12 protein-coding genes and 1 pseudogene are annotated in these 12,404 nt (G+C 54.8%); 5 read left to right on the top strand and 8 right to left on the bottom strand.

Going from position 1 to position 12,404, the window contains the following annotated elements; genetic code table 11:
• Positions 1-40: 40 nt before the first annotated feature.
• Positions 41-859: a 4-hydroxy-tetrahydrodipicolinate reductase gene (dapB, locus tag RZS32_RS07225; protein ID WP_317056344.1), complete on the bottom strand. Its 819-nt coding sequence runs from the start codon at positions 857-859 to the stop codon at positions 41-43.
• 85 nt (positions 860-944) lie between these two features.
• Here dapB and rbfA point away from each other — a divergent pair, with 85 nt between their 5' ends.
• The 4 genes from rbfA to RZS32_RS07205 all read left to right on the top strand — a co-directional run bounded on the left by rbfA (position 945) and on the right by RZS32_RS07205 (position 3,652).
• The gene (rbfA, locus tag RZS32_RS07220; protein ID WP_317056343.1) at positions 945-1,340 is read left to right on the top strand and encodes a 30S ribosome-binding factor RbfA; all 396 of its coding nucleotides are present in this window, start codon (positions 945-947) and stop codon (positions 1,338-1,340) included.
• Complete coding sequence (locus tag RZS32_RS07215) at positions 1,312-2,076, top strand: phosphodiester glycosidase family protein (protein WP_422395938.1); 765 nt, start codon at positions 1,312-1,314, stop codon at positions 2,074-2,076. The genes rbfA and RZS32_RS07215 overlap by 29 nt, the downstream gene beginning before the upstream one ends.
• 84 nt (positions 2,077-2,160) lie before the next feature.
• On the top strand, positions 2,161-3,081 hold the full coding sequence (gene truB, locus RZS32_RS07210) for a tRNA pseudouridine(55) synthase TruB (protein ID WP_317056342.1): 921 nt from the start codon (positions 2,161-2,163) through the stop codon (positions 3,079-3,081).
• On the top strand, positions 3,074-3,652 hold the full coding sequence (locus tag RZS32_RS07205) for a DUF1643 domain-containing protein (protein ID WP_317056341.1): 579 nt from the start codon (positions 3,074-3,076) through the stop codon (positions 3,650-3,652). Before truB ends, RZS32_RS07205 begins: the two co-directional genes overlap by 8 nt.
• Before the next feature lie 49 nt (positions 3,653-3,701).
• Here the strand turns inward: RZS32_RS07205 and RZS32_RS07200 are convergent, their stop codons facing one another.
• The 6 genes and pseudogenes from RZS32_RS07200 to rpiA form a co-directional block, all read right to left on the bottom strand.
• Complete coding sequence (locus tag RZS32_RS07200; RefSeq protein WP_339106862.1) at positions 3,702-5,228, bottom strand: DegQ family serine endoprotease; 1,527 nt, start codon at positions 5,226-5,228, stop codon at positions 3,702-3,704.
• Positions 5,229-5,330: 102 nt separating this feature from the next.
• Positions 5,331-5,528 carry a DUF2065 domain-containing protein gene (locus tag RZS32_RS07195; protein ID WP_317056339.1) on the bottom strand — a complete coding sequence of 66 codons (198 nt, stop codon included), beginning with the start codon at positions 5,526-5,528 and terminating at the stop codon, positions 5,331-5,333.
• On the bottom strand, positions 5,525-6,406 hold the full coding sequence (hflC, locus tag RZS32_RS07190; RefSeq protein ID WP_317056338.1) for a protease modulator HflC: 882 nt from the start codon (positions 6,404-6,406) through the stop codon (positions 5,525-5,527). Before hflC ends, RZS32_RS07195 begins: the two co-directional genes overlap by 4 nt.
• Position 6,407: 1 nt before the next feature.
• Positions 6,408-7,552, bottom strand: a pseudogene (gene hflK / locus RZS32_RS07185) (FtsH protease activity modulator HflK).
• A 72-nt stretch (positions 7,553-7,624) separates the two neighbouring features.
• On the bottom strand, positions 7,625-8,983 hold the full coding sequence (gene gorA / locus RZS32_RS07180) for a glutathione-disulfide reductase (RefSeq protein WP_317056336.1): 1,359 nt from the start codon (positions 8,981-8,983) through the stop codon (positions 7,625-7,627).
• A gap of 11 nt (positions 8,984-8,994) precedes the next feature.
• On the bottom strand, positions 8,995-9,783 hold the full coding sequence (rpiA, locus tag RZS32_RS07175; protein WP_317056335.1) for a ribose-5-phosphate isomerase RpiA: 789 nt from the start codon (positions 9,781-9,783) through the stop codon (positions 8,995-8,997).
• Positions 9,784-10,202: 419 nt separating this feature from the next.
• Here rpiA and RZS32_RS07170 point away from each other — a divergent pair, with 419 nt between their 5' ends.
• Positions 10,203-11,576 (top strand): L-serine ammonia-lyase, encoded by a 1,374-nt coding sequence (locus tag RZS32_RS07170; protein WP_317056334.1) that lies wholly within the window; start codon positions 10,203-10,205, stop codon positions 11,574-11,576.
• Between the two features lie 9 nt (positions 11,577-11,585).
• Here RZS32_RS07170 and RZS32_RS07165 read toward each other — a convergent pair whose 3' ends face one another.
• Positions 11,586-12,233: a thiamine diphosphokinase gene (locus RZS32_RS07165; protein WP_317057854.1), complete on the bottom strand. Its 648-nt coding sequence runs from the start codon at positions 12,231-12,233 to the stop codon at positions 11,586-11,588.
• Positions 12,234-12,404 lie beyond the last annotated feature (171 nt).

The following is a 12,404-nucleotide window of genomic DNA, read 5'->3' as shown; positions in this document are numbered from 1 at the left end:
ATCAGTATTTAAACTTCTACGACGTGGAAAATGGTTTGGATCAGTTTTCTGTCAAGCCCAGGACATCCAGCATGTCATACTCACCGGGCTTGCGGCCCTGTCCCCATAGCGCGGCCTTGAGTGCACCACGCGCAAACACCGCGCGGTCCGAGGCAACGTGACGAAGCACAATGCGTTCCCCGAGTGCCGCAAAGAGAACGTCATGCTCCCCCACAATGTCTCCGCCGCGTATAGCGTGAAAGCCGATTTGGCCGCGTTTGCGTTCTCCGGTGATACCATCACGCGCTCTGTCCGCGACCTCACCCAGCGACACGCCTCGCCCCTCTGCGGCCGCTTCACCAAGCATCAATGCCGTTCCTGATGGCGCATCGACCTTTTGGTTATGATGCGCTTCGATGACTTCGATATCGTAGTCGTCATCCAGGGCCGCTGCCACTTTCTTGGTCAGTTGCACCAAAAGATTGACGCCTAGGCTCATGTTTCCAGCGCGGATAATCGTTGCATGGCGTGCTGCCGCATTGATTTTTTGCAGCTCATCCTCGGCAAAGCCCGTGGTTCCAATCACGTGAACACATCGCGCCTGCGCTGCAAGCCCTGCAAATTCAACGGATGCCGCCGGTGAGGTGAAATCCACGATCGCCTGTGCCTTTGCAAAAGCCTCTAGCGCGTCATCCGTCACAACAACGTCCGAACTTGCACCGCCCATCATCTCACCTAGGTCCTTGCCCACCCATGGATGGTCGGAGCGCTCAATCGCCCCAACGAGCGTTGCGCGATCAGACGCATTGATCGTTTCGATCAACATTTGTCCCATCCGACCCGAGGCCCCGGTGACGACGATACCTGGCGCATCTGTCATGATCTGTCTCCAAAATTCCGCCAGACTTCCTTAGCGTGGTGATCATCGCTTGGCAAAGCCTCACGCAGGGCATAGATGCTGGAATATGGCGAAGAACAAGTTTCATGACGGCCCTGGCCCCTCACAAAGACAGCTGCGCGTTGGAGAGTTGATCCGTCGCACGCTTTCGGATGTCTTGATGCGCGGTGATGTGCATGATCCCGATCTGAATCGTCTTTCGGTTACGGTGGGCGAGGTGCGCACATCACCGGACCTAAAGGTGGCGACAGCCTATGTGCTGCCTTTGGGTGGGCAGGGACGCGATGACGTGATCGAATTGCTTGCCCGGAACAAAGGCGAACTGCGCCGGATCATTGGCAAGAAACTTGCGCTGAAATTCGCACCCGAATTGCGGTTCCGCCTGGATGAGACTTTTGACCAGCTTGACGAAACCCGGAGGCTTTTTGCCCAGGATGCCGTACGACGTGATATCGAAGACTAGTGCCATCTTGAGGTGGGTGTTCGTCTTGGGGCTGGCTCCATTTGCGGCTCATGCGGCGGAGTGCACGTCGGTTCAATTCGATGGAGCAGGTTACACCATCTGCAAAGTGAATAGCGCCGACAACACGCTCAAGCTTTTTCTGAATGATCCGGAAACCGGCGCGCCATTGGCCAGCTTTGACAATGTAGATCAGCATCTTGAGAGCGCGGATCAAAAGCTGCGCTTTGCGATGAATGCGGGCATGTATCATCAAGACCGAAGCCCGGTGGGACACTATGTTGAAAACAGCACCGTCAACACACCGCTGATCACGCGCGATGGTCCGGGGAATTTTGGCCTTTTGCCCAATGGTGTGTTTTGCATCCGGGAGGGTCGGTCAGATGTGATTGAGACCCTTGTGTTTGAGGAAACTACGCCCGACTGCAAATTCGCAACGCAATCCGGGCCGATGCTGGTCATTGATGGCGCTCTGCATCCAAAGTTTCTCAAAGACAGCGACAGTCTTTTTATCCGAAATGGCGTGGGGACATCCGCAGATGGCGCGAAGACGTGGTTCGCCATCTCGGATGAACCGGTCAATTTCCATGCTTTCGCACGGCTCTTTCGAGATCATCTCGGCGTGCCCCAAGCGCTTTACTTTGACGGAAATATTTCAAGGCTTTATGCACCCGAGATTGGCCGCCACGATGGAGGGTTTCCGATGGGACCTATCGTTGGCGTCGTTGCAGAGAAGTAACGGCCAAGGCCAACGCGCGGTTTGATTGACACATAGGTATCGCTGCGGTACGCCGCGTCCCTCTGATCAAGTGTAGGAACACTCATGGGACGCAAGCGCAAGGGTCGCAACATCTCGGGCTGGCTGGTTGTCGACAAACCCGCCGGAATGACCTCGACCGCTGTTGTGAACAAGGTGCGCTGGGCATTTCAGGCGCAGAAAGCGGGCCATGCCGGTACGCTGGACCCCGAGGCGACGGGCGTTTTGGCCATTGCGCTGGGTGAGGCCACAAAAACTGTGCCCTACATCACGGATGCTTTGAAATGCTATCGGTTTACCGTTCGACTTGGTCAGGCGACGAACACCGATGATGCCGAAGGCGAGGTGGTCGCCGAAAGCGATCTGCGCCCCGATGACGAGGCCATCAAGGCTGCTTTGGGTCAGTTTGTTGGTGATATCGAGCAAGTGCCGCCCAAGTTCTCTGCGGTGAAGATTGATGGCGAGCGGGCTTACAAACTGGCGCGTGACGGTGAGGATTTCGAGGTCCAGGCGCGACCGCTTTGGGTGGAAGAGCTGATCCTGACCGACCGTATGGATGCCGACACGATAGAGCTTGAAATGACCTGCGGCAAAGGGGGTTATGTGCGGTCCATCGCGCGTGATCTGGGCGAGGTACTTGGATGCTACGGGCATGTTCTGTTGCTCCGGCGGCTTTGGTCAGGGCCGTTTCGGGCGGAAGATGGCCTCACATTTGAACAGATCGAGGCCATGGCGCAAAGCCCGGAATTGGATGCTTACTTGAAGCCACTGGAGACAGGTTTAGCGGATTTGCCGAAAACCCAATGCACGGATGTGGGCTTGGCGCGTCTGCGCAATGGCAATCCTGGGCAAGTCATTGCGTCTGATCTTGACTATGGTGAGGAATGCTGGGCTGCCTATGATGAGCGTGCGGTGGCCGTTGGTCGCTTCAAAGGTGGGGAATTGCACCCGTCTCGGGTCTTCAATCTGGATGCGCCCAATGGCTAAGTCGACTGTGCCTACAACAGATGCACACGACCCCGGCGGAAAAGTACGCCTGCGTCTGCCCGATGGTGTGATTGGCGGCGCGACATTCTCGGATTGTGGTCACTATCGTCAGGCCCTGACTCGAGATTGGACGCCGGAAGGGGCAACACCTCGCGCGCTTCTCTTTGTGGGCATGAACCCCTCGGTCGCAGATGCCAGCGCGTCTGATCCAACGTGTCACCGTGAATTGATGTTTGCACGCGACTGGGGGTTCACCCGGTATCTAAAGGGCAATGTGCTTGATTGGCGCGCGACATCGCCCAAGGACATTCCACACGATCCTGATCGCGCGGCCAGTTCAGCCAATCTTCCCGCCCTGCTGGACATGGCGCAAGACTCCGAAATTGTGGTGATGGCCTACGGCAAATTGCACCAACGCTACTCTGGTATTGTGCAGACGGTTATCCAGTCCCTCGCCGCAACCGGTCGCCCGCTCAAATGCCTGGGCTTGAACAAGGACGGCTCGGCAAAGCACCCGCTTTATCTGCGAAAAGATACGGAATTGATGGATTTTCCGTACGCGCAAAAGTGAAATGGGCGCCCATAAAGAACGCCCATCTCTGACCTGGATCTAAAGCTGCCTAACTGTCTTCGAGAGACAGAGCCACAAACCGAGGCTCACCGGCGCGGCGCACAAGGAGCAGGATTGATTTGCGTCCTGCTTCTGTCGCCTCTTCGATGCGGTCTGTCAGATCGCTAACCGTTGCAAGCTTCTGCTGCCCCGCTTCGGTAATCACGTCGCCTGCGCGCATACCTTTTTCGTGCGCTTCTGACAATGTGTCGATGTCTGTCACAACCAAGCCGCTGGCGTCAGAATCAAGCTCAAGCTGACCACGAAGTTCATCATTGAGCTGTTGTAGAGTTAAGCCGAGAACTTCGGTTTCTGCGGGTTCATCGGACTCGGTATTTGGTTGAGCTGCAGGAACAACGCCTTCTGCGGCTTCACGACGACCTAGTGTCACCTTCAGAGTTTGTGTTTTGCCTTCGCGGAATACCAGCACACGAACAGTTTTGCCAACTTCAGTGTTGCCTACGCGGCGGACCAGTCCACGTGTGTCGTCCACGTCGAACCCATCGAATTGCAGAATAACGTCTCCGGACTCGATGCCGGCATCCAGGGCCGGACCATCAGGCACATCTGTGACCAAGGCGCCGGCCACCTTTTCCAGCCCAATAGCTTCTGCGACATCGTCAGTGACATCCTGAATGCGGACACCAAGCCAGCCACGACGTGTTTCGCCAAACTCTTTGAGCTGATCGACCACGCGCGTCACGACGTTAGACGCCATTGAAAAACCAATGCCAATCGAACCGCCATTGGGTGAAAGAATGGCCGTGTTAACGCCGATGACGTCGCCATCCAGGTTAAAGAGCGGCCCGCCAGAGTTGCCGCGGTTGATCGCAGCATCCGTTTGAATGAAATCGTCATATGTGCCGCTAAGCTCGCGGTTGCGTGCGGAAACGATACCGGCCGAAACGGAAAAGCCCTGTCCCAGCGGGTTGCCCATTGCCATGACCCAATCACCAACACGCGCCGTATCACTGTCGCCGAAGCGGACAAAAGGAAGAGCTTCATCCGTTTCGACCTTCAACAGAGCGATATCCGTGTTTGGATCTGTGCCCACAACCGTTGCTTCGAGTTCTTCGCCGGAGAAGAACTCAACAATGATCTCATCGGCGGATTCGATGACATGGTTGTTCGTCACAACGTAGCCGTCTTCAGAAATCACAAACCCCGATCCCAGTGCTGACGTTCGGCGGGGGCGGTCGCCATTGTTGTTGCGGTCTTGGAATTCACGAAAGAAATCCTCAAACGGCGAGCCTTCTGGAACGATTGGAGAAGGGCCAGTCCCTTGCGCAACCACGGTCGAGGTCGTGATGTTCACCACAGCCGGGCTAATTTCATCTGCAAGGTCGGCGAAGCTTTCGGGGCGCGCCTGCGACGCAATGGCTTGCGCTAAGATGAACGCCAGAGAAAGTGCCAAGAGCCACACTGCGCGGATCGCATGTGCGGAAGCACGAGGATAGGTTAAGGACTTAGCTGTCACGCGGAAACACTCCTTGCCAAAATAGGTTTTGCGCAAATTGGCGACAGGCCATTTGCACATTTTCTAATCATTTATCTAGGTGCGCGACTTCACTGCGCAAACTTCTCAACAATATGTCACGGTCATGTGAATGATTTGTCAATCTTTCACACAAGTGTTTTGTCAGAAACCGAGAGCCTTGGCGCACCAAACCAGAACCACTCCCAGCGCAATTGAAATCAGGCCCATCATACGCCTTTGCTCTTCCGAAAGGCTACGCAATGCAGCAAGCAGTTGCTCGACAAGCGAAGGGGCCAGTGCATACACCAGCCCCTCGACAATCAGCACCAGCCCAAGGGCCAGAAAGATCGTTTCAATCATTGACTTGCCGCAGCGCCCTGATCTGACCGCAGATAGTTAAAGAATTCGCTGTCAGGAGACAGGACCATTGAAGAATTTTCTCCGCGAAGCGCTTTTCGGTAGGCATTGAGTGATCGGTAGAACTCAAAGAATTCTGCATCTTCCCCAAAGGCTTGGGCGAAAATAGCGTTGCGCTGCGCGTCTGCTTCACCGCGCGTGATCTCGGCTTCGCGTCGCGCTTCAGACACAATCTCGACTTGTGTCCGGTCAGCTTGCGCGCGAACGCGTTGGGCCGCCTCGTTCCCGCGCGCACGTTCGTCCGCTGCTTCACGCTCACGTTCAGCGCGCATCCGGGCAAAAGTCGCATCAAGGTTCTGCGCCGGAAGGTCTGTACGCTTCAGACGCACGTCGATGATTTCAACACCAAGCGAATTGGCTTGTGCCACGGCACCGTTACGAATGCGCAGCATCAGGGCAAACCGGTCTGAGCTCAGAATGTCGTTGGAGGCCACCGAACCAAGGATTTCACGGGTTTGCGCGCGGAGGATCGAGTCAATCCTGTCTTCGGCAAATTCAATGCCGCCAGCGCCAACAGCCTGACGGAAGCGCTCCACATCGGTAATCCTGTAGCGTGCAAAGGCGTCCACAACCAGACGCCTGTCGTCCAGAGGCGTCACCTCAAGCGGATCGATATCACGGCTGAGAATGCGGTCGTCATAGCGCACAACCTCTTGGATCAGCGGCAGTTTAAACGCCAACCCAGGATCTTCTTTGACACTGATAACGCGACCAAACTGAAGAACCAGTGCCTTTTCACGTTCGTCCACGATGAAAATCGACGACAAAGCCGTGATGATAACCACACCAAGGATGGGCAGAAGGAAACTTGTCTTTTTCATTTTACTGTCCTCCCGCCGCCGGATTTCGGCGGAGCTCATTCAACGGAAGATACGGCACGATGCCTTGTCCACCGCTGGAATTTTCATCCAGGATAATTTTGTCCATATCGCCAAGCACTTCTTCCATTGCTTCCAGATACAGGCGTTTTCGCGTCACTTCAGGTGCTTTTTGATACTCACCTAAAACAGCCGTAAACCGACTGGCCTCACCCTGGGCTTCGTTCACGACCTGTGCGCGGTAGGCTTCGGATTCTTCCAAAGTCTGTGCTGCTTCACCACGTGCCTGAGCGAGAACCTGAGCTGCATAAGCATCCGCTTCTTTCTCAAGGCGGTCACGTTCTTGTTCTGCGGCCTGCACTTCGCGGAAAGCGTCGATCACTTCACGCGGTGGGTCGGCTTTGTCAAAGTTTACACGAATGATGTTCACGCCGCTGTTGTAGCTGTCCAACGTCAATTGGATCAGTTCTTCCAGCCGTCCTGCGATGGAACCACGATCCCTGTTCAGGATAGGCGCCAGCTGTGACTGGGCAATAATTTCGCGCATCGCAGATTCTGAAACAGCGCGAATGGTCGGGCGTGGGTCACGTAGGTTGAAGAGGAACTTCGCCGGGTCGGAAATATTCCAAACAACCTGAAAGTCGATATCCACGATGTTTTCATCGCCAGTTAGCATCAACCCTGCATCAGACCCCGAGCCACCGACACCAATGTCTTCGTTCTGTTCGCGTGTCACGGCCAGCTTTTCATGCGTCACAAGTGGCCAGGGCGCAAAGTTCAAACCTGGATTGGTTGTGCGATAATAATCACCCAAAAAGAGTTCGACCGCCTGTTCTTCTGGACGGACCGTGTAGAAGCTTGCGGCGCCCCAAAGGATAACGCCAATGGCCAGTCCGATGAGAATGCTGCCGCGCCCAAAGGTCGGTCCGCCCCCACCTTCGCCTCCGGAATTGCCGCCGCCACCGCGACCGCCCATGAGTACGCGCAATTGATCCTGGCCCTTGCGCACCAGTTCATCAATTTCCGGAATCTGCGGACCGCCACCTTCGGGGGTCTGCGTCCGTTGTTGCCACGGTTGCCGCGGTCATCGTCATCGCCGCCCCGGTTGCCACCTCCGCCGCCCCAAGGGCCGCCAGATTGTCCAGCCATTAAACTTTCTTCCTTCCTCTACCCGCAAAACGCGCGTTTCTAAGTCATAACCTGTGCAGGACAGGTAAAAATTCAAGCGCTTCTCATCGGCTCGCGCATTGTCACCAGTTCTTCAGACATTGTGGGGTGTACCGCCACTGTCCGGTCAAAATCTTCTTTTGTCGCGCCCATTTTGACGGCAATGCCGGCCATCTGGATCATTTCACCCGCCCCCGGTGCGACGATATGGCAGCCTAATACCTTATTTGTGGCTTTCGACACGACGAGTTTCATCAAAACGCGATCCGGTTGCTCGGCAAAGGCGGTACGCATCGGGCGAAAAGAGGTGCAATAGACGTCAATGGGTTCCTGATCACGCGCGGCCTCTTCGCTAAGGCCAACCGATCCAAACTCGGGTTGTGTGAACACGGCTGATGGGATCAAATCGTGGTCCACAGGTGTTGGCTTGCCGTTGAACACGGTGTCGACAAAGGCCATGCCTTCTCGAATGGCCACTGGTGTGAGGTTCACCCGGTTGGTCACGTCGCCAATCGCGTAAATGGATGGCACGGCGGTTTGGCTGTATTCATCGACCACAATTTCTCCGCGCCGCCCCAGCTTTACACCAACGTCTTCCAAACCCATATCTGCCGAATTAGGGTCACGTCCCGTGGCAAAGAGCACAGCGTCAAAATTACGTTCGATCCCATTCGTGGATTTTACCCGGACAGCATCGCCTTCTGATTTTGACATCTCCAGAATATTGGTTCCAACATGCAGGTCGATGCCTTTCTCGCACATGGAATCCGCAATCAGGCCACGCGCTTCATCGTCAAAGCCCCTCAGGACCTGCGCGCCGCGATAGTATTGTGTCACTTCCACGCCAAGACCATTCAAAATACAGGCAAATTCGCACGCGATATAGCCGCCACCCACGATCAGAATGGATTTGGGCAGGGATTTCATATGGAATAAGTCGTCCGACACCATTCCCAATTCCGCATTCGGCAAGTCAGGTCGCACCGGATGGCCTCCGGTGGCGATCAATATGTGCTTGGCGGTGAAGCTTTCACCAGTTGCAAGCTCTACCGTATGCGCGTCCTTGATCCGGGCCCTCGCATCGAAGCTCTCGACATTGGAACCTCTCAGTAAGCTTCGATAGATACCTTCCAGCCGATCCAGCTCTGCATTCAGTCTTCCCGAAAAGGCGGTCCAATCAAACGCACCAAGTGACATGTCCCAACCATAAGCCTGCGCCTCAGCGGGGGCTTGGGCAAATTCAGAGGCAAAAACCATGAGCTTCTTGGGCACGCAGCCGCGAATGACGCAGGTTCCGCCATAACGGTCCTCTTCTGCCAGGGCCACTTTCGCGCCGCCTTGGCCTGCCACGCGCGCAGCACGTACCCCGCCCGATCCACCGCCAATGACAAAGAGGTCGTAGTCAAATGCCATGAGTTTCTGCCTTAATCTTGAAGATCAGAAAACAGATTGTCTGTCTCAACAAAATCAAGACGATCCTCTGCCACTGTTCCATCGTTGATATCGCGAGTTTCGACCCGGCCATCGCCGAAGCCAACCACCACTATATCGCAGATATCTATGAAAAGCCCATTTTCAACCACGCCAGGCATCTGATTAAGGACCATGGCCATCTGATGCGCATCGCCAATGCGGCCCAGATGCAGATCGAGAATATAATTGCCTTCATCTGTTACAAACGGACGGCTGCCGTTCATGCGAAGAGACGCATCGCGGCCCAGCACATCCATCGAGATCAAAAGTTCCTCGATAAGCGACTTGGTTGTTTGCCAGCCGAATGGAATGACTTCAACCGGTAAGGGAAACGCACCCAGTTTTTCGACTTCCTTGCCGGCGTCAGTGATGACCACCATCTGATCCGACGCCGTGGCGACGATTTTTTCCTGCAAGAGTGCTCCGCCGCCACCTTTGATCAGGTTGAGATTGCCATCGAATTCATCCGCGCCATCGATTGTCACGTCAATCCAACGTGCCTCATCCAGGCTAATGACCTCGATGCCGACTTCACGCGCAAGTTCGGCCGTTCTTGTGGATGTGGGAACGCCTCGGATTTTGAGACTGTCTTCGCGGACCAGTTCGCCAAGGCAGCGCACCATCCAGGCGGCGGTTGATCCGGTGCCGAGACCCACACGCATGCCGTCTTCTACAAAATCCACAGACCGTTTGGCCGCCACGAATTTGGCCTTATCAATCGGTGACAGTTCTCCGGTCATGACGCATCTCCCCAGATACCAATCGGTTCAGGGCGCGTTATACGGAGTTTGTTCCCGGGGGCGAGGGCGAATTGCCAAGTTTTCGCCCTCTGCATCATTCACGGCTGTGCCACGATGGACCAGTTCATCGAGGAACTGGTTTGAGTGTCATGCCCTGCTTCAAAGAAAAGAAGAACACCTGTGGCCAGCATCAGTATAAAACCTGCTGTCTGCATTTGACCGCCTCTGGGCTATATTCAGTTGCGTCTGTGACATCAGTCTGAGCAAAGCCTGTTAAATTACGGTGAATATGAGATCACGAAGACAAACCAAACCGATCTGTGGCGGGGACTTTGTGTTCTTGGTCGCTTTTGCACATTGTGTATTCGATCCCACAACATAAAAGAGCCACGGACAGCCACCTATGTTAAGCAAGAGCTATGTTTCTATCCGTCTTTGATATGTTCAAAATCGGCATTGGACCGTCGTCCTCCCATACAATGGGACCGATGGTTGCGGCTGCGCGCTTTCTGGATGCCATGCGGGCATCTCCCTTTGAATTTCATGGATTGCGCGGATCTTTGCATGGGTCTCTTGCTTTTACCGGTGTTGGGCATGCGACGGATCGCGCGACTATTTTGGGCCTCGCAGGATTTCGTCCTGATGATTATGACCATGATCAGGCTGAGGCGGCGCTTGAGGCCATTCGCGAAACGCAGACTGTCACACCACCTGATCTTCCGACGCTGTCATTCAATCCCAAAGATGATCTGGTGTTTGACTTTGGCCCGAACTTGCCTGGTCATGCCAATGGTATGATCCTGATGGCCACCGACAGCCAAGGCGATGTGATCTTGCAAGAGACCTATTACTCCATTGGCGGTGGCTTTGTGATGACCGAGGCAGAGCTTGCCTCAGGTCAGGATACGGATGAAGGCGCGCCCATACCCTATCCGTTCAAATCTGCCCAAGAGATGCTGCAAATGGCTGAAACCAGTGGCAAGTCTATCGCTGAAATGAAGAAGGCCAACGAAATTGAGCGTGGCGGTACTGAAAACCTGCGCAGTGGTGTCGCTCGGCTTTGGCAGGTGATGAATGGCTGTATTGAACGTGGTATCACGCAAGAGGGCATCCTGCCCGGCGGGTTGCAGGTGAAGCGCCGCGCCAAGGGCATTCACGATGCGCTCATTGCCGAGCGTGGCACAAACCTGAATGCACCGCATAAGATTAATGACTGGATCAGTGTCTATGCGATGGCTGTCAACGAAGAAAACGCCGCCGGGGGGCAAGTTGTCACGGCACCCACCAATGGGGCCGCGGGCGTTGTGCCTGCAGTGATCAAATACTGGCTGGAGCATGTTCCGGGCGCGTCTGAATCAGAGATTGAAACCTTCCTTTTGACAGCCGCAGCCATCGGCGGCCTTGTCAAATTCAATGCCTCGATCAGCGGAGCCGAGGCCGGTTGTCAGGCCGAGGTGGGAAGTGCTGCCGCAATGGGCGCCGCTGGTTTGGCCGCAGTCCTGGGCGGCACACCAGCTCAGATCGAAAATGCGGCTGAAATTGCGCTTGAGCATCACCTTGGAATGACCTGTGATCCAGTCAAAGGTCTGGTGCAGGTACCTTGCATCGAACGCAATGGGTTGGGCGCAATTAAGGCCGTCAGCGCAGCCAGCCTCGCTATGCGCGGTGACGGCACACATCTTGTCCCTTTAGATGCCTGTATTGAGACCATGCGCCAAACCGGTCTCGATATGAGCGAACGCTATAAAGAAACTTCGCTGGGCGGTCTCGCTGTCAACATTCCAAACTGTTGATACGATTTCTTAACTTGGCCAATGGGACGCTGTGTTCTGCAACGCGTTCGCAACCAGTTCAAAATGCTCTGATGGAACTGTGACCAGCATTTTTGGTGCGGTCAGGGCAAGCGATACTGGGCCTGTGGCTTCATTTGATGTCCCGATTTGGCCGTCTGGTGTGAAACAAATACCGGATATAGGCCATTTCAGACCCTCAGAATGCCCTTCAACGGCGCCCATCGGAAAAAGCGACACGGTCGTACTCGCAGGCAAGTCCAGATTGATCGCTGGCGGTGCAAGAAAAACGGTATCGCAAGGGCCGAGCAGGATGCACCGCTTGTCGGGATAGCGCACGAGGGTGTTGAATGCGGCAAGCTGATGATCGATTCGCGCGCCTGTAAACCCAACGGCAAGGATGAGTGGGCTATCAATGTTGCGCAGACACTTGTCGAAATCCGTGCTGTCTTGTTCTTCGATTCGGTGCTGTGCATCGCTGGGAATTTTGGAAAGGTATTTATCTGAGATTGAATCAAAATCGCCAATAATCGCGTTTGGTAGGACATTATGGTTAATCGCGGCCTCTGCGCCGCCATCGGCCGCAACTGTGTAAGATCCTATGGACAAAGCGCGACTCAGGTCACTTTTGTCCAAGGAACCACCACCAACCAAAGTCACAGGGTAAGAATTGTAAACAATCACCTAATTTTCCCCGGATTAACCTCTATTTTGGAAACAAGACACATTCTAGCCGTGAAATGATACGCTAAAATTCTAAGAATCGGGCCGCTTTGGTCTAGGGCAACATGGTAAATCCTGATGTCGCAGGTCATGCAGAGCGAGCAATAA

Origin of the sequence: Roseovarius sp. W115, from assembly GCF_032842945.2 — a bacterium.
Classification (GTDB): Bacteria; Pseudomonadota; Alphaproteobacteria; order Rhodobacterales; family Rhodobacteraceae; genus Roseovarius; species Roseovarius rhodophyticola.
Note: the sequence above shows the minus strand (reverse complement) of the source record. Positions and strands in the feature narration are given on the sequence as shown.